Consider the following 21,674-nt stretch of genomic DNA (forward strand, 5'->3'; position numbering starts at 1 on the left):
TTTATTAGTTTGTTGGTTGTTCCTTAGTTCATTTTAAGGCTCTGACGAATCCTTAAGATCAGGTCCATATAATGACCTTTTGTGGCATCATCCCCTCTGCCTTTATTTTTTTCCAATAGTGTTACAATCTGTAACAGTTCTCCGCGTTTCGCTGCGGCCACATCAGAAGTTCTGCTCATCGAGTTCAACTGAATGTTTCTTAAAGCTGTTCCTTCTGCTGCGGTTGCCGTTTTGCCATCGTTTCCGAAGTCGCAGAGCTGCAATTCATTTTTAAGTTTCAATTTGTTTTCCTGTAATGCGGTTTTGTTGATCTTCTCCAGCATTTTATCGGTACTTACCAGGAGTACATCTACATAGTTCTGCTCCAGCATGCGGTCTTCCACAGAAAGTTTTTTACCATTTAAGGTTTTTGCAAACACTGTTCCTCTCAGTTCTTTCAGTAATTCTGACGCGGTAAATACGTTTTCTTTACCCATCATGATTTCCATCTCCATCATTCTCAACAGGCGCTCCTGACTTACCAGGCTATACAATAGACCATATTGAAATTCGCGTTTCAGGTTGTATGGCGCATATTCTACCAGTCCTACCGGTGATTCTTTGATCGGGAAGGTCTTTTTCAGCAATGCGGCATCAAATAACCATTCCGGGGCAGTGATCGCCTGTTCTTTTAAAAAGTCAAGGGCTTTGAGCTGCATGGCTTTAGGAACCGGGGTATAAGCATCTTTATGGTCACCCGCTACCGGGTTTTCCAGGTATAAACCACCAATGTTCGCCATCACATGTTCCGCATAGGTTTGCCATTGAAAGATGGCCGCCATAAACAGCTTTCCAGCCTGTACGTAGTCTTCTCCCTCATTGGAAGCCCAGGTTGAAATCTGTGGAACCAGGCGTTTCAGGTTGGCCAGTCCATACTGACTTGCTTTCACGGCATCATCCCCTAAATCTTCCGACTGTGCCCTTGGGTCGATCACATTTTTCGAGTCCTGCTGCTCTCCGTAATGGTATAAAGGATCGTTAGCATGTGCTTTGATCCATTCTTTAAGGACCGGCAGTTCCTGATGCGGATCTTCCACATCTAACCAGCGGTATCCCCAGGCAATGGCATATTTATCATAAAGCCCGATCTGAGGCGTAATATTGGTCACTTTATCTTCCGGTTGTGCCACATAGTTGAAACGTGCATAATCCATAATAGAAGAAGCTGTTCCGCCCATACGCTTCGTAAATGAAGGCGAACGCAGGGAATCTACCGGGAAGGCAAAAGAGGAACCCATATTGTGTTTTAAACCTAAAGTATGCCCGATTTCATGGGAAGAAACAAAGCGGATGGCATGTGCCATGCGTTCATCAGAAAGCTTGTTTTTTCTTGCTTCCGGATCAATCACGCCGGTTTGTATCCTCATCCAGAAATTCAAAGAGGTCATCACATTGTGCCACCAGATCACATCTGATTCCAGGATTTCTCCCGAACGTGGATCTACCACCGCAGGGCCCATGGCATTGGATTTAGGCGATGCGGCATAGGTAATTTCCGAATAACGGATGTCATCACCATCGTAATCTGTCGTATCTGTGACTTCTCTCGCCTGAATGGCGTTTTTAAAACCCGCTTGTTCAAAAGCTTTCTGCCAGTCTACCACCCCCGCAATGATTTGTTTTCTCCATTGCACAGGCGTGGATGGATCAATATAAAAGATGATCGGCTTTACCGGCTCCACCAGTTCCCCTTTCAGGTAACGGGCACGGTCTTCCGGTTTAGGCTCCATTCTCCATCTGGTTAACAGTTCCCTGGTTTCCAGTTTGTGCTGTGCATCAGAAAAATACCATCTTGGTGTGGTAAAAAATCCAACTCTATCATCTGCAAAACGCGGTTTCATCGGTTTTTCCGGCAATAAAAGCAGGTTTGTCGTTACGGCCATACTGATGGGCGTGCTGCTTCTGCCTTCCGTCACTTTGGTGCTCAGTAAAGCGCGGACCACGATGTTTTCCGGAAAGCTTTTGATGTGCTCAATCCCGGATAAGCTCGTTTTTGGCGCAGTGCCCAATCCGATATCCGTAAAAACATCATTAAAGCTTTTGTCTGTTCCATCAAAAACCCTGTTCATCTTGATCACTACCGCCGAAGAGTCCGGGGAGTAAGCTTCGATCTTAAAGGACTCAATCACGGAGCCCACAAAGTTATCTTTCACAGAACGCGTGATGGCATCCCCCTCCGGTGATTCCACCTGAGGAACAATGGATTTCACCCAAACTGTCTTCGCCAGTTTGTTCTGAGAAAAGCGGATCACTTTATTGTCGTAATTGATCCCTTTATTCAGGCCAAACTCATTCAATGCCAATGGCACGGAAGAGATCTTGTTCACGATCAGAAAATCTTTTCCCATTAATTTTAAAGGGATCTCAAAGTAATAATCGGTTTCGATCTGGTGAACTTTAAATAAACCGTTAAGGGTCTTTGCTTTCTTTAACAGTTCGGTATAATTTTTAAGGTCTTTGCCTTTGGTACTATCGGCAGGATTTTTCTTTTTTAAGGTGTCGGCAACTGCTTTCTTCGCAATTTTTTTAGGCAATTTCTTAGGCGTCTGTGCGTTTACACTGAACGCAAAGAGACATACTAAACCGGTAAAAAAAGGAATCCTGAAGGTATCGGCTAGTTTAATCTGGTGTTTTTTTCCGGTTGAAAAAAATGAAGTCTTATTCAAAATCATGTTCCAAAGTGCTGCATAATTGGCACATTATGAAATTATTAGGAGTGGAATGGCGCATTATGTTTAGTGAAAGCGCAGTTTTAAGGAGTGAAAAAAATCATTGTTAATTAAATATGATGTCCTGATTATTATTCAGTTAAATACAAAACAGGGAGAAAGCACTGATATTGATCCCCTTCAACGCCATACTTCAGCTGTTCGTTTCCAAAATAAGCGTAGGTGCTTTGCAGGTAATTTAAACCCTGCTTTCCGGAATCGCGTACATCGGGACGAAGCTGCAGGTTATTGCTCACCATAATTCCATCGCCCTGGCTCTCCATCCTGATTTTAAGCGGATTGGATTTGGACAGGATATTGTGCTTCACTGCATTTTCAATCAGGGTTTGTAAGCTCATAAAAGGGATTTTCGCTTGCAGGTGTTCTTCAGAAACCTCCAGGGTTAAAGGTTCCAGTGCTTCTCCAAAGCGGATCTTCAATAAGAAAAAGTATTCATTCATGAAGCGCAGTTCTTCTTCCACGGTAGCCAATCCGTTGGGATAGGATTCCAGTACATAACGGTAAACCCTGGACAGCTTGACGACAAATGATTTTGCCAGATCAGGGTCCTGTGCAATCAGGGCGTTTAAAGAACTGAGGGAATTGAACAGAAAATGCGGATTCACTTTCTCTTTTAGTTTTCCAAGCTGCAATAAGGCATTTTCCTTTTGCTGCCGCTCGGCAATGAGGTTTAAGGCCTGTTTCTCCATAGAGAGTTCCTGCCGGTTGATCTCCACCTCTCTCCTTAGTAAAAATTCCTTTTGCCACCTGTGCTGGTACAGCCAGATCAGCCCGATGATGATACTTACCGCAATCAGCCCGAGATAAACGGAATAATTCTTGATCGCCGAAACGTCTTCCTCCAGGACAAAGCTTGGAATATCGACCACCATCGTCCATTTTAAACCGACAATCGCGTTGGGGATATAGTATCTGTTTACAGGGATCTGAATAGAATCTGACATCACCTTTTCGCTTCGGATTTTCCCACCTCCGATCACCTTGGTGTTCATTTTTTCCGTCCGCATCCGGTACATCTTTTTTCCAATCAGTTTTTCATATGGATTGTAGATGCAAACTCCGTTTTCGTCAACAATAAATGCAAAAGTGGTGGTAATGGGATCTATATTATAAAAGGAATGCTGGAGTTCCAGCAAGTTGATGTCCAGCCCAAAGATCAATTTACCTTTTGCGGATTGCAGCAGATCTGAGGCTGTAAGCCAATGCAGGGTATCCCTTTCATTGGTCATCCTGGATCTGACCATCGGCCCATTCTGAATTAAAAACTGTTGCCTTGCCCAGGCTTTGACCTCATCGGGCATTGCCGCTTTACGAACCCCTTCTGCATTGCGAATCAGGTAAAAGAAAGAAGTATCTGCTCCTTTTACCAATGCATACCAGGCGCGATTCACCTTTTTTTCTACCAGCAGGGCTTGCCTAAGTGTCTTTTGCAGGTTTTCATCACTAAGCTCCTCAGCATTACCTCCCTTTCCCTGAGCAAATGATTTGATCGCATTCCGGTTAATATTCAGGATATTATTGAACTCATAACTGAAAATGCTGAGTTTTTGCTTGTATAAAATCCCCCCTGTGAATCCCGAAATCCGGGTCATGCGTTGCTCCAGTAAACTGCCGGTAAAAAGGACAATCCCGATGATAGACAGAAAGATGGTTAAACCGATGACCATCAGGTACCGGGGTTTTTGTACAGCAAACTTCATTGCCGCAAAGATAAGAAAATCAGCACGATAGCTATGCGGCAGGATATTCCGGCAGACCGAAAGGCTAAAGAATTACCTCCGGATAAAATAAAATAAACTCTTTTTACTATTCCTTATAGAAAACAATCAAATAATATTAGAATAATAACATTCGCTAATAAATCGGCTTATCTTTTGACATAGCAGCTACAATTTTTAACTCATAAACGGTATGGAAGCAAATCACAAAAGCCCGGGACTGCACAAACGTTTGCGACAATTCCGGGCTGCTTATAAAAAGGTGATATATACTGTTTATTTCATGCTTCTTACCGTCGTGTTTCCACCACCGTCCAGCGTTAAGTTTACCGGCTTATTGGCCGTCCATCCACCTCTGGTGAAATCAGGAATATCGACACTGGAAGACCGCTTCGAAACAGATTTCTTGCTCAATGGCACAATACAGCTCCATGCTGCGGCATCATACACATCCTGGTCCAAAGGCAGACCATTACGCAGGCAATCGATCAGGCGCCAGTCCATCATGAAGTCCATTCCGCCATGTCCGCCTACTTTCTTCGCGATGTCCCCCACATGTCTGATCAGTTCCGGAGTATACTTATCATATAATTTTTTCATTTCGTCTTCTTTCAGCCATTCTTCCCCAAAGGTGATGCGTTCCGGATCAGGCCATTTGCTGGCAAATCCTTTTGTACCGCTCAACAGGTGGATTCTGGAATAAGGTCTTGGAGAAGTCACATCATGCTGCAGCATTAAGGTTTTCCCTTTGTTCGTTCTGATGGTGGTGGTATTCATATTTCCTCTGTAGTTTCTGCCTACAAATTCATTATAGAAAGCATCTTTTTTGGCTCTTTCCTTCGCTTCATTTCCCATCATGAAATCATTGGACGACATAGAAACAAGGTAATCCATTTTATCGCCCCTGTTGATGTTCATACATTGCGCAATAGGGCCCAAACCATGTGTAGGATATAAGTTACCATTGAAATCAATGTTTTCTTTCAGTCTCCACATGCTTTCATAGCCTTTCTTGTTAAAGTTGAGGCCCAACAGGTCGTGGATATAGGCTCCTTCTGCATGGATCAGCTCTCCGAACATGCCCTGACGGACCATATTTAAAGTGAGCATTTCAAAGAAGTCATAACAGCAGTTTTCCAGCATCATACAATGCTTGCGGGTCTTTTCAGAGGTTTCTACCAGTTTCCAGCAATCTTCGATCGTGAGTGCCGCAGGAACTTCTGTAGCGGCATGTTTGCCATGCTCCATTGCATAAACTGCCATTGGGGTATGTAAATGCCATGGGCTACAGATGTAAATCAGGTCCAGGTCTTCTTTTTCAATCATTTCCTTCCAGCCATTTTCGCCGGAATATTCTGTTGCTTTGGGTAATCCTTTCCCGGTCAGGATTTTTTGTGCAGCAGTTGCCCTTTCCGGAAGTTTATCACAAAGGGCTTTGATTTCCACCCCTTCAATAAAGGACATGCGTCCTACAGCGCCCGGTCCGCGCATTCCAAGGCCAATAAAGCCAATGCGGACTTTATCGATCTTTGGTGCCGCATATCCGCACATGTTAAATTTTGGTGCCGCTTCGCTGTAGCGATAAGTGCTTTCCTCTTCAGCGGCTGCCTCTTTTGAAAAGGCAGGCAGTCCGATGGCTACTGCTCCTGTGCCAATGGCCAGTGATTGTAAAAATTTTCTACGGTTAGGTTTCATTTGTGGTCTTGTTTGGTTAGAATTGATGTATTAAACGAATATAATGAATCTGCCCCCTCCTTTTTAACGCTTTGTCAACGCAAACGCTTGCGTAAAAATCAGGTGACTGATTTATTCCATTAATCCCGCAGCTTCCTGATCGTCGTATTTGGCAATCTGCGCCTTCAATACCCCTTTTAATTCCCTTGTAATCAAGTCATATCCCTTTTTCCCGAAGAGGTTATTTTCTTCGCTGGGGTCCTTTTGAAGGTCATAAAGCTCCCAGGTATTCACCCGTTCATAGAAACGGATCAGTTTGTACCTTTTGGTCCTGACCCCGAAATGCGGTGAAACGGAATGGACGGTATTTTCATAGTAATGATAGTACATTGCATCCCTGCCTTTGGCCCTGGGATTCCCCTTTACTAAAGGCATAAAAGACTTGCCCTGGATTTCTTTAGGCAGGGCTAATCCAGCAGCATCCAGCATCGTTGGCGCAATGTCCAGGTTCATCACAAAATCTTCCGATTTGCTGCCTGCTTTGATCTTTCCCGGATAACGCATCATCATCGGCGTCCTGAAGGATTCTTCATACATAAAGCGTTTGTCGAACCAACCGTGTTCGCCCATATAAAAGCCCTGATCAGACAGGTAAACCACGATGGTATTGTCTGTTAAATGATGCTGGTCCAGATAGTCCAGTGTACGCCCGATATTGCGGTCCAGAGAAGCCGCAGTGCTCAGGTAATCTTTCATATAGCGCTGGTATTTCCATTCTACCAGGGCTTTCCCTTCCAGCTTTCCGGCTTTGAGATCGGCCTCAATGGGTTGATAATAGGCATCAAACTTTGCGCGCTGCTCCGGGTTCATCCGTTTTATCGCGCCATCTGCCTGCTTGCTATAAGAAAGCATTTTCAGATCATAATCCATCAGCATTGTTTTATCAATGGTCATGTCCTGAACTTTTGCCGCTTCCCTGTTCTGGTAAGCATCGTAAAAGTTCGCAGGCATTGGAAATTTCATCTTTTCAAAACGCCCCATATCTGTGGTATCAGGAATCCAGGTTCTATGTGTCGCTTTATGCCCGATCACGAGGCAGAAGGGCTTTGAAGGATCTCTCTTCTCCATCCATTCCTCTGCAGCATCTTCAATCAGGTTAGACACGTAGCCCGTTGTATTTTTCCGGCTCCCATCCATCATCAAAAAATCAGGATTATAATAGTTCCCCTGGTCTGGAAGGATCTGCCAATAGTTGAACCCTTCCGGATTACTTCCCAAATGCCATTTCCCGATCCATGCGGTCTGGTATCCTCCGGATTGCAAATGTTTCACAAAAGTATCCTGGTTGCCATCAAACCTGGAATGGTCATTATCTTTGAAGCCATTTTTATGACTGTATTTTCCGGTAAGGATCACGGCCCTGCTCGGGCCGCAAATGGAGTTGGTCACGTAGGCCTTGTTGAAGAGCACGCCCTCCTTTGCAATCCTGTCGATATTCGGGGTTTGCATCAGTTTGCTTCCGTAAGCACTGATCGTTTGAAAGGCATGGTCATCAGACACGATGATCACGATATTGGGCTTCTTCTGGGCAAATAATGCAGAAGACAAAAGCAGCAAGCTAATAAAAAGCGGGATTTTTTTCATAGAATAAATATAGTCATCGTCTTTTAATTCCGGATTAAGGGCGTTCAAAACGGTAAGATGCACCTTTAACCGCCTTGAAGCTAAGCAGCTCCGCTTTGTCTTTTGTCCGGGCGACCGTTTTACCACTGGCATCTTTCAAAAGCGTATTTTCAGGTAAAGCTACCCAACAGGTTCCGGCATTCAGCGCGAGTATTTTACCGCTTTTCAATTGAGAATTTTGCCATTCAAAATCAACCACAAAAGCATTTCTGGCCCTCATTCCTTTCACGCTTCCATCTTTCCAGTCTGCATCAGAAGGCAATGCCGGCAACAACCGGATCACATTGTCTTTTCCATGACTCTGCATCAGCATTTCTGCGATGCCTGCTGTTCCCCCAAAGTTTCCATCAATCTGGAATGGCGGATGTGCGCAGAACAGGTTCGGATAGGTTCCACCGGAATGCATGTTTAATTTACGGATCGGATCTACCGGGGTCAGCAGTTGCCGGAATAATTTTAAAGCATGATCACCATCTCCAAGTCTAGCCCAGAAATTGATCTTCCAGGCTTTCGACCATCCGGTCCCGTCATCACCTCTTTGTTTCAGTGTTTCCCTTGCCGCATTTGCCAGTTCCGGGCTGTCCCATGGGGTAATCTCTTCGTAAGGATGTAAACCATACAAATGAGAGGTATGGCGATGCTGAGGTTCCGCATCTTTCCAGTCGTCCAGCCATTCATTGATGTCTCCGGCAGCACCGATCTGGTTTGGAGCCAGACGGCTTCTGGTACCGGCCAGCTTTCCTGCCCATTCCTGGTCTTTATTTAAGATTTTTGCAGCTTCAATGCTGTAGCCAAAGATTTCCCTGCAGATCTGCATGTCCATCGTTGGCCCCATGGCCGTTTGTCCTTTAAAACCATCGGGCATGATATAGGTGTTTTCCGGCGAATTGGAAGGAGCAGTCACCAGCCATTTGTGGCTTGGTTCTTCGATCAGAATGGCCGCCAGGAAGTTTGAGGCTTCTTTAAGAACAGGATAATATCTGGCCAGGAAAGCCTTGTCTTTGGTAAATTTATAGTGTTCCCAGATGTGTTCACAGAGCCAGGCACCACCAGTTAAGGTTGAGCCCCATGCGGCACCTTCTCCCGGGGAAGTGTATCCCCATGGGTTGGCGATCACGTGTGCTACCCATCCCGGTGCATTGTAATAGGCTTTTGCGGTTTTCATCCCGGGTTTAACGAGGCTCCCGATAAAGCGGTGTAAAGGATCTGCAAGATCTCCCAGTCCGGTTGGTTCGGCCAGCCAGTAGTTCATCTGGATGTTGATGTTCATGTGATAATCCCCGTTCCATGGTGTCTGGTATTCTTCTGCCCAAAGCCCCTGCAGGTTGGCAGGTAAACTCCCCTGTTGTGAGGAAGAGATGAGTAAATAACGTCCGAAATTATAATACAGGGCCGGAAACTGAGGATCGGGTAATTGTTTGGCATAACGGACCAGGCGTTCAGGGGTACTTAAACCTGCCACTTCAGCACTTGCTCCTTTAAGGTAAAACCGGCTTCTGTTGAAAAAACTACCGAAAGCACTGACATGTGCTTTTTCCAGTTGTAAAGGGCTGAGTTTCTCTGCGCGAAGCAGATTGTTTTTTACAACCGGCACCGGATCTGCCCCTCTTTTGCTGTAATCAGCGATGTTATAATCTGTAGCGGCTGTCCAAAGCAGAATGCATTCATCGGCATTGAGCACTTCGATCGCGGTTCCTTTAACGGATTTCTTTCCGCCATTCGCCTGCACCTGTAATCCCGCAGCAAAGCGCAATCCGGCTTCTTTACCATTTGGCAATTGCCCGGTCATGATCAGGCCCTGGCCCTCAGTTTTTACGCTTGCATTTTCTTTCCTGCTGATGCTGGTGGAAAAGCTGATTTTTCCTTTTTCCGAAGCCCTGATCCTGATCATCAGGACATTTCCCGGAATGCTGATCAATGCTTCCTGCGTATAAGTCACCCCATTCCGTTTCCAGCTCGTTTTCGCGATGGCCTTTTCCAGGTTTAAAGTTCTGTGATAATCTGAATAAGCAGCAGTGGTATCCTTCCAGGAGATGAACAAATCGCCCATGGTCTGGTAACAGCCATAAGGAACATTTTGCCCGTTTCCGGAACCGGAACCCGCCCCTTTTGCTACAAACTGTTTCTGCAGCAACTCCTGGGCCTCTTTATTTTGCCCTTTCAGCAGGTAATCCTGGATGGGTTTCAGGTAATTGCGGGCATTTTCATTGTCTGCATCCTGGACCCCGCCAGACCATAATGAGATTTCATTGAGTGTGATTTTGTCTTTATTGGGGTTTCCACCAATCAGGGCACCAAGACGGCCATTTCCTAAAGGCAAAGCCTCCTGAAAGGAGGCAGCTGGTTTTTTAAAATAAAGCTGTATATCGGACGATTGCGCATAGCCCGTTCCGCTCATTGCAAAGAGCAAACTCTGGCCAATTGTGGCTAAAAACAAGTTTTGGTAAAACTTCATATCTGGTTTGGTTTCAGGTGTGTTACTCAAAGAACGGCACAAATAACCAACAGAAAATTTATCTTTTTGTCAAATTATTAAGGGATTTTGGCTTTAAGCGGTTAATTACCGGTGTTTCCATACTGCTGCGCAGGATCTCCCCGATATGGCAATAAAAAAACATTTGATTCTTATTTAAAAATAAATACATTTACAATAGACCAAACGGAAAATTGATTGCCATTTAAAATTGATTATTTTTCAGTAATTTATTTTATTCACTTATTAAACACTATCAGCGTTAATTATGAATATCCACCCCCTGTTACACAGATCAAATTCAATACTCCGAAATAAATCACTACAACTCACCGGATCAGGTGAAAATCCAGAACCATTACTTACTTAAACGATATTTTGTACAAAAGAAGCGGAACTTTCCCTGTTGCAACAGGAAATTCCAATAACCAGCATAAGGTTATAAAACACATGTCGTACCAAGATGATATTACGTGAAATTATCATCATTAAATTAACCAAATACAAAACATGAAAAAGTTAAATTTAAAAACCGACGCGACCAAAAAATCTGAAGTATTAAACAGGGCTCAATTAAAAAAAGTATTAGGTGGTGCTGTAGCCAGTACGATTTGCAATAGCTGGAGATCAAATCCTAACACCTGCTACAATTGCTGTATCACAGTACATAGCATGGATTACTGTGCTGGTGTTTGCTAAAACCAATTAAAGACCGGGGGAGTTTCTCCCCTGATCTTTAATTTCAGATTCATCCCTAAATTTTTGCCCATGAGATATTACATTGCCTTAGTTTTACTGCTTACTTCTTTATACACTTCGGCGCAAGCCATCAAATTTCATGTACAAGGGACTGTTCAGGACAGCAAGCATGCTAAATTTGCTTATTTAACGACACTGTCCCATCAGGTTCCCATTTCCAGTTCAAAAATATTTATGGTCAGCCCGATAACAAACGGAAAGTTTGATTTCAAAGGGACGTTTGACCCGGGCGAAAACGGCTATCAACATGCCTGTGTATTTGTCGAAGAGCGTGGCAACATTTCAAAAGAAGAGATGATTTCTAAATTCAACCAACTTATTCTGGTTGTCGACAAAGAAAAGAATTTCAAGCACATCATACTTGAAAACATCGGGCTGGACATTCAAAATTTTGATCAGGTGAAAGAGGCCCGTATCGTATCCGGTGGCAAACTGACTACCCAATTGCACGAATGGTTTGCTGCGTTAAGGGCTAAAGACGGTTCATTGTTGAAATTTGTAAAAAAATATCCTGCATCCATGATGAGCCTTGATGCCGTATTCGAGATTAGTCAGGGCATTGGCGAAGCAAATAGTGACAGAATAGAAAGTTACTTCGGTTCTCCCAAAATGCTTTACGCCTCACTTTCTGAGCAGTTAAAGAAGAGTAAAAAAGGAATCGCTTTAAAGAAGCGGATAGACAACTATAAGTAATCCATGGGATTAAGACTGATTTTAGTATTATTCCTGACCAACATCATGGTTACGGCTTCGGGTCAACAAGAAATGTCAGGAAAATTATCGCTGACTGCCGATTTAAGCTCCACGCAGCGGCAACCGCATAAAGTTTTAATTGAAAAAACAAACCTCGGTCGTTATGAGCGTAAAACAGACACCGTCTTCATCACCGGCCCTGAATTCAGTTATCAGACCACCCTTGATGAGCCCGGATTTATAAAGGTCACTTTTTACTGGCCGGAAAAAAAACTCAGCTCAATTTCATTCCTGGGCATTCCTTCCGCTTATCAGTTATCCATCAATAAGGATCATCAACCGGTAATGTCCACTGTTGTGCCCTCAGCAATAGAAACTCAAATCAATGCACTGGAAAAACAGGTGGCCGGCTATGAATCCAGATCGGATAGTTTGGTCAGAAGCATCAGCTATGAGCATAAAAAAATAACAGCGGTTGAAAAGAAAATCAGTTTCATCAGAGACTCGATGGAAAATGCCATTGACGGGCAGCTCTATAAAAAATTTATACTTGAGCACTTAAATACCGCAGCGGGTTTGTATGCACTTTGTAAATATGGCGACAGACCATTGGGAAATTCGCGGATCACTGCGCAACCGGAGCAGGTGGAATCCCTGTTCAATCAATTGGATAAAAGCATCAGTCAATTGCCTTCTGCTCAAACATTATTAAAGAAATTGTCCTTAGGCAGAGAACTGACCATTGGCAAACCGATAAAAGACCTCTCTCTTCCTGACACTGCAGGCAAATATGTTAAAATAAGTGATTATAAAGGACAGTACCTGCTCGTAGATTTTTGGGCCAGCTGGTGCCTGCCATGTCGCGCAGGGCATCCTTTACTCTTAAAAATTTACCGGAAGTATAAGAACTCGGGATTTCAAATCCTCAGCATTTCCCAGGATGAACTCAAAGCAAAAGTAGCCTGGAAACAGGCCATTCAGGAGGATTCCCTAAACCTTTGGCCCCAGCTAAGTGATTTTAATCACCTTGCACAAAAAGCCTTTGACATTCAATATGTACCATCAAATTACCTCATAGATCCGAAAGGAATTATTATTGCAAAAGACCTGAGAGGAGATGCACTGGAAAAGCAATTGAAAAAGATATTTGAATAACTGCTATGATATTTTTATCCGCTCAACCCGACCAATACTATTTCCTGTGGCAACTGCAATTGCAGTTGTTCAATTTCCAGCGACTGGGAATTCATCCCCATCAGATTCATGTATTGATTGGTTATGATCCGAAAAGAGGTTTATCTACTTATTTTAAGGATTTGATTAAACAACACCCGGAGGTTAATATCCATGCGTATGAAGACAGCAGGGTAAAACCCGGATACCTATCCTCTATTCGACCTCACCTCATCGCAAAACATTTCAGGGCCAATAAACATCTCGAGACTAAAGCCGTATTCTATCACGATTCGGATATTATTTTTAACCGGCTTCCTGATTTTGAGAAATTATCAGCAGATGAGATCTGGTATGCTTCAGACACCAGAAACTACACGGATTCCAATTATATAAAGCAGGCAGGAGGCATAGCTACTTTCGGGCAAATGTCTGCGCTTATCGGCGTTTCAACCAGGCAGATTGAGCAGCATGACCTGAATTGCGGAGGTGCACAATACCTTTTAAAAAAGGTTTCGGCCTCTTTTTGGGAAGAACTGGAATCAAATTCAGAATCCATGTTTTCCCTGCTGCATCAATTCAATATGCAATTGGGCTATTGTAATCCTAAAAAAATACAAGCCTGGTGTTCGGATATGTGGTGTATATGGTGGCAAGCCATCAGAATGGGTAAGCAGGTCGCGATTCATGATGAATTGGATTTTGCCTGGGCCGATACCAGGATAGACGATTCTAAAATATTAACCATTACTCACTATACCGGGAGTGAATCTATTAAAGACAACAGGTTCTTCCGGAAGAACGATTATTTCAGCTGTTCACCTTTTAATGATGACTTTTCAGCCATAGATAAAAATTCTTACAGCCATCTTGTAACGACAGAAATCAGGAAATACAAGCAATACCTGTTAAAAGAAAGGTGCAATTTAACTGACTTCAGCTTCCTGATACCAGTCCGCATTGATTCCGAAGACCGGCTTGAAAATGTCTATATCATCACCAAATTTATTCACCAGTACTTCCATACAAATATCATTTTGATTGAAGCGGATGATGTTCAGAAACTGGATCCCAGCCAGCTTCCTGACACCCTGCAATATCACTTCATAAAAGACGACAATACCGGGTTCCACAGGACCCGGTACAACAACCTGTTAATCGGGCTCGCTGACACGCCCTACATTGCCTTATACGATACCGATGTCATTCTGCCCATCAAGCAGATCACAGCAGCCACGGAACTGCTAAGAACAGGTCAGCAGCAGATGGTCTATCCATATGACGGCAATTTCATCGGGGTCGATCTGCTGATGAAAGCAATGTTTTCAAAGCTATTAAATACAGGACTCTTTGAGCATAACTCCGGCAAACTGCTATCTGCTTCAAAACGCTCCTATGGTGGTTGTGTATTTTTAAACAGGAAAGCCTATCAGGAAGCCGGCTTAGAAAACGAACATTTAACCAGCTGGGGGCCAGACGATGTGGAACGCTGGAAGCGAATGCTATTATTGGGTTATCAGATCAAAAGAATACCAGGCTCTTTATACCATTTACCACACCAGGATTCGATCAACAGCGGTTACCCCAATAAAGACAAGCGTATTAAACTGACCAATGAATACTTAAAAATCTCTTCCATGCAAAGAATTGAACTGGAACAATACATCAGCACCTGGAACTGGCCAAATACTTAACCTGTTAAAATTTTCTTAAATTCTGAAACCATGAACACAACACCTTCAACTATTGAACTCGATCTGTCGGACGCGCTCTTGTCAGCTGATGGTTACGGACTCAATAATGGCAAAATGGGATTATGTATTGCCTATTTTTTGAATGGAAGCAATGGCCATCGCCCTGATGCCACACAAAAAGCAACAGCATTACTGGATGAAGTTGCTGAAAATATTGCCCTGGTGGAAGAATACAGCTTTAACGACGGACTGATTGGCATAGGCTGGGCGATAGAGTTTTTAGCGCAGAACAATTTTATCGAGGTCAATACGGATGATTTCCTGGAAGATCTGGACGATGAGCTTTATAAGTTAATCATGTACAGTAAAGCGCCCTCAATCGATCTGAATACCGGTACATTAGGACGGATGTTGTATTTATATAAACGGCTCACTGCCCAAAATCCGGAGCGCAATTTTTATAAAGAGATCTGCAATAAAGAGTGTATGGTGCTGTTGATTGACGAATTGTACGAAAGTTTAATTTCTGACGAGAATTCGGTACTGAATCAGGACTTCAACCAACTTGAGGAAGAGACCATTATAACCATCAGCCAATCCCTTATCATGGCATGCAAACTCCTTCCTCTGCAATTGAATTTTAGTTTATTAAATGAGATCATCTGTAAAATCACTTCAAAGATTGAAGCGCATTTTTCAAATCCCTCCATGGAAAAGGCTACAGATAACAGCAGGTTTTTGTGGCTGTTAAATGGATGGTATGAAGCCGGACTTAGCTTAAACATCAAGGAATGGAAAGAAAAAGCTTCGATAGAAATTGAGAACCCGGGCCAGACCTTTCATTCCGATGAACAGGCTTTTATTCTTAATAAATTTAAGCATACAGAGGTTTCATTTCCCCGGAATTCACTCCTCAATACACTATGGAGTGTATCAGCAGACAACCATGACCACAGCTGGTCTGAAGCATGGCTGTTGCAATGAGAGATATCCGCCTGATTCAATTACGGCTTCATGTTTGCCCGCAATTGTAATTCTTTATCTGCGTTCCAATATCCACAATCCAGCTGCAGAAATACCGAAGTATAGGGAATGGTTTCATTCGTTTTGATCACCAATACCTTAAACAATTTAGATTCCGCATCCAGTTTCTTAAACACCTCATCGTGAAGCAGGGTCTGAACGTTCTGTGCAGCAAACAAGGCTTTGGAATCCTGAATAAACTGAGTTACTCCTTTTGCCTGTTCTTCTTTGATAAAACCCAGCTCTTTATCCCGGTAAATGACCGGCTTCACATGTGTGGACTGATTGACCTGACCTAAAACGAGCTTTAACACCGGCAAGAGCTCTTCATTGGCATAGATATATTCCATCCCCGGAGCATTTTGTTCCGGAAAGGCCTTATCTACAATCAGGATCCAGTTTCTATGTCCAAGGAAGGGAAGCTTTTCATCAAACTGCTGTTTCCAGTTGCTTTCTTTCTTTAGAGGGCTGGCCGTTGTTTTCTGCTCTGCAGCAAAATTACATCCGGCGATCAGGAAGGTACTGCTGATCCCCAGAGCGATCAGCAGTGTTTTTGAAATTGTTGACAATATTTTCATGCGTGTGTAATTGCTTTTTTGATGTACTTACTGGATTCCTTGTACCTGATTACTGATGAGCTAAATGTCATCAGGAAAAAACGACACTTAAACTTTGATTTTCTTTGATCAGCAACCTGCTGTCGAAAATAAGCTCCAGGGTATCTCCCTGTTGTTTAAAGCGCAGTGGCACTTTTTTTTGATCCAGCATCGCCACCGCAGACTTCAAATTTCCTGTTCCTATTTTTTCCAGGCTTAACTTTTGAAGGGATAAATCACCATAGCTCAGTTTCAGCTGATGCGACTGCTTCGTCCCGGTTTGCTTCTGCACATAAGTACCCCATCCTTTGGCCGTGGTAAAGGCTGCTTTAAAATCCGCTTTGTTCCATTTCGGCGCAAAGCCCAGTTCTCCTTTCGGGCCATGACAGGTAAAGCCGCAGGCGCTGATAAAAGTCCCGTAACTCGCCATTGCCCTGGCATAATGGTCACTACATTCGATTTCATTAAAAGGATTTCTTTTTGAAGCATGGTAGCGGTCCTGGATCACCCGGGTCAGCACAAGGCTTTCCCCGATCATTCCCTCTGCCATCATGTGTGCGGCCACCTGGTGCTCAAAGCCGCTCATACATTCATGGAAATACCCCAGCTGCCAGCTTACATTTTCGCCAAAAGGCTGTGGTTCATCGTGAGGATTGGTATTCATCACCATGCCCCCCTCTCCTTCAAGCGCGTAAGGACGCCCCCCAATATGGGTTTTAATATAAGGGCCTACATCCATCGTGAAATTGTATTTCCATAACGCTTTCAATGCTGCCAGCGCTTTATCCTTAGCGAGCACTCTGGGCAAACCCACCTGAAAGGCCCAACTCTGTCCGTATACCTGATCAATATGACAGGTATTGTAGGAACCTAATTTCTTGCGGCCCTGTGCCGCATCGGGACGATGAATAAAGTACTCCCCGTTGAAAAGTTCCTTCTCCATGTTTTTTCGCCCATTGCCGGCATAGTTTTCACATATTTTAGCAAAATCCTTATCCCCCATTTCTTCGGCCATGAGCTGGGCTGCTTTTGCGGCCGCAATACAAAGCCCTACAATCCAGGCGATCTCTCCTTCCCAAACTGCATCCAATGTATTTTCCATTGGCGTATCGGTCATCCCATCCCCGTTTTTATCCTGGGCGAGCATAAATTCCACTGCTTTTTTGATCTTTGGCCAGTTCGTACGCAGAAAGGAGTCGTCGGCATTCATCTGGTGCTCCCTGTAAAAGCGCAATACCGTTCCTGCCTGCCCGTCGATTGCAGGATGGGTTTCATTTTCACCCCGGAACATGATGGCCCCGCTTTCTTCTTTAAATCCAAGGCCAAGATCTACGCGCTCACGCAGGTCTCTTTCCAGCTCGGGAAAGATCCGGGCAACGGCATGTGCATATTGCCAGACATGCGTACAGGTTCCGGCACAAGCCCCCACCCCTTCCCAGCTCCAGAACCTTCCATCTGCAAACCTATAGGTGTTGGCAGTGGCCAGGGTCCCGATGTTTAAAAAGGTCCGCTCCATAAACCAATGTGGTAAGGTAGTATCGTTCCAGGTCTTCACCCAAAGCTCAGTTGTCCTGCTCAGCTTCCCAAAATGGGCATTGAGGTAAGTGCTTACGGCTTTCGCATCTTTAAACCTTTTACCATACTGATATCCTGCTCCGGCATCCTTCACCAGATTTTTCAGTTTGGGATTGGCATTATTGAAATGCCAGCTGACCGAATAATTGGCGGTAACAGATTTCCCTGGGGCAAGACTTTGATGAATGCCAATAGCGGCAACCAGCTTTTCCGGAGCCAATGCGGTAGCCGACTCCACCGGAGTACTGTCAAAACTCTGCGCCTTTACCGGCCAGGGCTGAAAAGCCGCATAACCCTTCGCATTCCCGCCATGAAAGCTGAAACACATGGTACCATGGTCTATTGCTTTAGCCAGCTCTTCGGATCCCCCAAAAGTGGAAAAGATATGTGTGGCATTTGCCGTAGAAAGGGCTTCATTTTTGCGTTTTCCGGAACCTTCCTTAGCGCTTAATTTATTGACGCCGTTTTCCATCCAGCCGATCAGGGAAACTTCTGCAGGGCTGCTGCTTGTATTTTTTACCTCCAGCCTCAATACCGTCGCCGGCAATGCCGAATCGGCAGCATCGAGCGGAATAAAAGGAGAATAGACTTTCAATTGAACAGTCAGCGGAAAATCTTTGCTGCTATAACTGATCGTTGCCATCGGATAGGCAGGCCTGAAAGTAACCTCGTCCCAATGTTCTTCGTTTAATTCTTTTACGATGGTCTTTCCATTGATGACCAGTTTTACCGCAAAACCTTGTTCCAGGACCCGTTTATTGGCTGCAATGGCCGGCTCTATATAGGCCGCACCATCCCGCACACGAATCTGCCTTACAGAGGTCCCGTCATTCCAGTTCACTACTTTAGGATCGATCCCTTCCTGATTCCCCTCAAAGGTTTCATTGTAAATCTGCCAAAGCCAAAGCCTCCCGTCTCCGCCAACATATACTGTTCCTGCATGTAAACCTCCTACAGGCATTCCGATATATTTCAGTTCGTTCCTGGTTTTAAGATAAGCCGTAGCCTGACCCCGGTTAAAAAGTGATTTCAACCATTGCGGATCTATGTTCTTTTCTTCGGGAATATTGTGTTTCGGATAGTCGGAGGCAAAAATGCTTTTTGCCCAGACGGGGAATTGCAGGAAGGCAAAGCCTGCGGTCAGCAAACCTGCTTTCTTTATAAAGTCCCTTCGTGCTGTTGAGGTTGTTTTTATCATTTATGTGGTTCTTTCTGTGTGTTCATCGAAACATCAGGGATCGCCCGGAAGCCCGGCATGCAAATCCGGCTCCGAAACCCTGAGGCATAGGGAGATCAGAAGCGCCCGGAGCACCTGCAAATAACCAGCTGTTCAATTAAATCTAAAGGGTTTAACCGAGATAATTTCTGTTATGCCAAAATCACTTAATATAATGATGAAAGGATACAACATTTACCTGCAGGGCGATCAGTGCGGATCAACCACCTCCCTGCTTTGAACCGGCGAAGGCTTTGGTTTTCAGGCCCCAGCTCCAGTTTTCCCGGATCGTTGACTTTACCGGCAGGATGTTAAATTTGCTCGTATCGTATCCCGCCGAGAGTAAGATCGTTTCGCCGGGAATGGTAGAAAAGCTGAGGTTCATTTTCCCTTCATGCTCAAATACCGTAAAGGCGAGTTCTTTCCTTTTGTCGGAACTTACCATGCTCACTTTCATATCGGTCTGCACCTGGCAGCTATCCCCTTTGGTGCTGAAAATCCGTATAAACGAAGTGGCACCATCTTCCCTGTTCGCAGAAACCAGAAATCCACCTTCCGCACGCAATTTATCAAATGACACATTTTTCCATTGATCAGGGACGGCAGGGAAAACCCTTATTTTGCCTGCCCAGCTTTGGATCAGCAGCTCCTGAATAGAAGTAGCCGCAGAGAGTGGGGTTTCGATCACCGGACCGGACTCCTGATACAGGGTATTGGGCTTGATGAACTGGTCAAACAGCTGGTTCAACAGCTCGCAGGATTCATTTCCTTTCCCCATCATGGCATTGATCGAAGCTGCACCGGTAAAGGTATAACCCTGCAAAGCACCTTTGAGTGAAATCCAGTGGTTCAGGGATTTCTCTATGAGCTCCCTGTTCTCCGGCTGATCGGCATTGATCAGGCGGTAAGGATAAATCATCAGCAGGTGGGAATAATGACGGTGTGAGCTCGTCAGGGGTACATCCTTCCCAATCATCAGACCGGTACTGTCTGCAGGATAAGGAACCAGATGTTCCATTACCGATTCCCATTTTTCGCGGTCTGCATCTTTCAGCCCTTCTTTTTTATCCAGTGCAATCAGCGTTTGCAAGCCCCAGCGCAAGCTGGATAAAGCGTAATTGGCATCTTCGGCATATTTGTACTCCGGAGAAAAAGAAGAAGGCAAATGAAAAACGCCTGCCTCATCTTTTTTCAAATGATACAAAAGATGGTTTACCGACCTTTTTAACAATGGGTAGATGTATTTTGCGAGTTCCTCCCGGTCTTTGGTATAAGCATAATACTGATGATAATAAAACATGACCCAGGTGAGGTTACCGAGTTCAAATTGCCCATGCTCTTTATTGGCCTCCAGCAATGGAGACACCAGGTCATATCCCGTCGTCCGCCCGATAGCGGCCGCATCTTTCTGCCATTCCGTGGGAACATTAGCGATCAGGTTTGCCAGGTTTTTATTCAGGGTATTGAACAGCGATTTACCCAGTTCCATATGATTGGAGGCAAAAATCGGGGAATAGGTTAATTGTGTATTGAGGTTCCACCAAATGCCCGGCCATGGTGTTTTACTGGTAAACCATGGCCCCATCAGGTCGACCATCGGCTTATTGGCCCTGGTTGCCGCAGCCAGCTTATACAGCTGAATCCAGTAAAAACTTTCCATCCGCTGATCCGGAAGAGAAAGAAAGCTCTGCTGGTAAAACTGATGCCACCATTTCTGATGCGCGGCAAAAACAACCGGCATCTTTGTGGCGATGAAGCTGTTAATTGCAGTCGTTGCCTCCTTTACTTCATCCAGCTGCCCCTCCCCGTCATATCCGACAGAAATCAGCATGGTGCTTTCATTTGGCCCTTTTTTCGCCGTCCAGGCCGTGGCATACCCGCCACCGTTTAAGAGCAATTGATGACAAAGAGAAAATATTCCTGATTTTTTAAGGGAGAAGGCCGGGTTTTCCGGATATACTTCAGGATTTCCGGTATTGTTCTGGTTCATGCGCGGACTTTTACTGTTTTCCGCTACAAACTGCCAGTTGATGTTTTTTTCCTGTTGTGTGCCTTTTGCACGGATATAAATGACATTGTTGTTGGCGGCCACAAATGAGCTGAATTCCAGGCTTCCTTTGCTGGTATAGATGGTCCCCTCAGCTTTTGCATTATAGATGTCCAGACTCATCTTAGCTCCGGTGATTTTACCTATGGTCTTCAGTGTCATCCTTCCGATAGGTAATCTTGGCCGGGAAATCAGCGCTTCCGAAAGTGCCGTTCCCTGATGTTCCCGCTGGTCGGTAACATCGGTTCTTCCGATGTCAAACCGGATGGTATAATCGTCTTCTTTGTAGATATTGGTTCCCAGCAAACCGTTCCCCAGTAAGATGCCTGTGTAATAACTTGTGCTGATGGAATCCCAGCGCATGGTCTGGCGCTTCATGTAATCCCCCCAATTGATTTCCGGATTTTTTACCTGGGCAGCCACCGCGATGCTGCATAACAAAAAGACAAAACCAGAGTAAATCTGTTTCATAAGATTAAATTTAAGATGTCCATACCCCCTATGGATGAATCCTTTAATTAAATCTAGTCAGATTTACTCAAAATTTTGCCAATATGCCAAAAAAGCTTAATGTTATACCCA

12 protein-coding genes are annotated in these 21,674 nt (G+C 44.5%); 4 read left to right on the forward strand and 8 right to left on the reverse strand.

Annotated features, from left to right (window positions below):
* Nucleotides 1-23: 23 nt before the first annotated feature.
* The 5 genes from DBR43_RS02590 to DBR43_RS02610 form a co-directional block, all read right to left on the reverse strand.
* Nucleotides 24-2,711 (reverse strand): zinc-dependent metalloprotease, encoded by a 2,688-nt coding sequence (locus tag DBR43_RS02590; protein ID WP_124577628.1) that lies wholly within the window; start codon nucleotides 2,709-2,711, stop codon nucleotides 24-26.
* Between the two features lie 128 nt (nucleotides 2,712-2,839).
* Entirely contained in the window at nucleotides 2,840-4,468 is a 1,629-nt protein-coding gene (locus DBR43_RS02595) for a histidine kinase (RefSeq protein ID WP_124577630.1), read from the reverse strand.
* A gap of 294 nt (nucleotides 4,469-4,762) precedes the next feature.
* Nucleotides 4,763-6,181 carry a Gfo/Idh/MocA family protein gene (locus tag DBR43_RS02600; RefSeq protein WP_124577632.1) on the reverse strand — a complete coding sequence of 473 codons (1,419 nt, stop codon included), beginning with the start codon at nucleotides 6,179-6,181 and terminating at the stop codon, nucleotides 4,763-4,765.
* Between the two features lie 111 nt (nucleotides 6,182-6,292).
* Nucleotides 6,293-7,804: a sulfatase gene (locus DBR43_RS02605; protein WP_124577634.1), complete on the reverse strand. Its 1,512-nt coding sequence runs from the start codon at nucleotides 7,802-7,804 to the stop codon at nucleotides 6,293-6,295.
* Nucleotides 7,805-7,838: 34 nt separating this feature from the next.
* Nucleotides 7,839-10,298 carry a glycosyl hydrolase family 95 catalytic domain-containing protein gene (locus DBR43_RS02610; protein WP_199756936.1) on the reverse strand — a complete coding sequence of 820 codons (2,460 nt, stop codon included), beginning with the start codon at nucleotides 10,296-10,298 and terminating at the stop codon, nucleotides 7,839-7,841.
* Nucleotides 10,299-11,084: 786 nt separating this feature from the next.
* Here DBR43_RS02610 and DBR43_RS02615 point away from each other — a divergent pair.
* Genes DBR43_RS02615 through DBR43_RS02630 form a run of 4 tightly spaced genes read left to right on the forward strand, consistent with a single transcriptional unit; the run spans nucleotide 11,085 to nucleotide 15,619 of the window.
* Nucleotides 11,085-11,768, forward strand: coding sequence for a DUF4369 domain-containing protein (locus DBR43_RS02615; RefSeq protein WP_124577636.1), 684 nt, complete (start codon nucleotides 11,085-11,087; stop codon nucleotides 11,766-11,768).
* Nucleotides 11,769-11,771: 3 nt separating this feature from the next.
* Entirely contained in the window at nucleotides 11,772-12,923 is a 1,152-nt protein-coding gene (locus DBR43_RS02620; RefSeq protein ID WP_124577638.1) for a TlpA family protein disulfide reductase, read from the forward strand.
* 5 nt (nucleotides 12,924-12,928) lie between these two features.
* On the forward strand, nucleotides 12,929-14,635 hold the full coding sequence (locus tag DBR43_RS02625) for a galactosyltransferase-related protein (RefSeq protein WP_124577640.1): 1,707 nt from the start codon (nucleotides 12,929-12,931) through the stop codon (nucleotides 14,633-14,635).
* Nucleotides 14,636-14,665: 30 nt separating this feature from the next.
* Complete coding sequence (locus DBR43_RS02630) at nucleotides 14,666-15,619, forward strand: hypothetical protein (protein WP_124577642.1); 954 nt, start codon at nucleotides 14,666-14,668, stop codon at nucleotides 15,617-15,619.
* Nucleotides 15,620-15,639: 20 nt separating this feature from the next.
* Here DBR43_RS02630 and DBR43_RS02635 read toward each other — a convergent pair whose 3' ends face one another.
* The 3 genes from DBR43_RS02635 to DBR43_RS02645 all read right to left on the reverse strand — a co-directional run bounded on the left by DBR43_RS02635 (nucleotide 15,640) and on the right by DBR43_RS02645 (nucleotide 21,563).
* Nucleotides 15,640-16,236, reverse strand: coding sequence for an RbsD/FucU domain-containing protein (locus DBR43_RS02635; protein WP_124577644.1), 597 nt, complete (start codon nucleotides 16,234-16,236; stop codon nucleotides 15,640-15,642).
* A 70-nt stretch (nucleotides 16,237-16,306) separates the two neighbouring features.
* Nucleotides 16,307-19,027: a GH116 family glycosyl hydrolase gene (locus tag DBR43_RS02640; protein WP_124577646.1), complete on the reverse strand. Its 2,721-nt coding sequence runs from the start codon at nucleotides 19,025-19,027 to the stop codon at nucleotides 16,307-16,309.
* Between the two features lie 238 nt (nucleotides 19,028-19,265).
* Nucleotides 19,266-21,563 carry a glycosyl hydrolase family 95 catalytic domain-containing protein gene (locus tag DBR43_RS02645; RefSeq protein ID WP_124577648.1) on the reverse strand — a complete coding sequence of 766 codons (2,298 nt, stop codon included), beginning with the start codon at nucleotides 21,561-21,563 and terminating at the stop codon, nucleotides 19,266-19,268.
* Nucleotides 21,564-21,674 lie beyond the last annotated feature (111 nt).

The organism is Pedobacter sp. KBW06 (assembly GCF_003852525.1).
Taxonomy (GTDB): domain Bacteria; phylum Bacteroidota; class Bacteroidia; order Sphingobacteriales; family Sphingobacteriaceae; genus Pedobacter.

Excerpts from the sequence above, each read along its gene's own strand:
- DBR43_RS02615 (WP_124577636.1), top strand. The coding sequence starts at position 11,085 with ATGAGATATTACATTGCCTTAGTTTTACTGCTTACTTCTTTATACACT.
- DBR43_RS02595 (WP_124577630.1), bottom strand. The coding sequence starts at position 4,468 with ATGAAGTTTGCTGTACAAAAACCCCGGTACCTGATGGTCATCGGTTTA.
- DBR43_RS02630 (WP_124577642.1), top strand. The coding sequence starts at position 14,666 with ATGAACACAACACCTTCAACTATTGAACTCGATCTGTCGGACGCGCTC.
- DBR43_RS02590 (WP_124577628.1), bottom strand. The coding sequence starts at position 2,711 with ATGATTTTGAATAAGACTTCATTTTTTTCAACCGGAAAAAAACACCAG.
- DBR43_RS02605 (WP_124577634.1), bottom strand. The coding sequence starts at position 7,804 with ATGAAAAAAATCCCGCTTTTTATTAGCTTGCTGCTTTTGTCTTCTGCA.
- DBR43_RS02600 (WP_124577632.1), bottom strand. The coding sequence starts at position 6,181 with ATGAAACCTAACCGTAGAAAATTTTTACAATCACTGGCCATTGGCACA.
- DBR43_RS02635 (WP_124577644.1), bottom strand. The coding sequence starts at position 16,236 with ATGAAAATATTGTCAACAATTTCAAAAACACTGCTGATCGCTCTGGGG.
- DBR43_RS02610 (WP_199756936.1), bottom strand. The coding sequence starts at position 10,298 with ATGAAGTTTTACCAAAACTTGTTTTTAGCCACAATTGGCCAGAGTTTG.
- DBR43_RS02640 (WP_124577646.1), bottom strand. The coding sequence starts at position 19,027 with ATGATAAAAACAACCTCAACAGCACGAAGGGACTTTATAAAGAAAGCA.
- DBR43_RS02645 (WP_124577648.1), bottom strand. The coding sequence starts at position 21,563 with ATGAAACAGATTTACTCTGGTTTTGTCTTTTTGTTATGCAGCATCGCG.
- DBR43_RS02625 (WP_124577640.1), top strand. The coding sequence starts at position 12,929 with ATGATATTTTTATCCGCTCAACCCGACCAATACTATTTCCTGTGGCAA.
- DBR43_RS02620 (WP_124577638.1), top strand. The coding sequence starts at position 11,772 with ATGGGATTAAGACTGATTTTAGTATTATTCCTGACCAACATCATGGTT.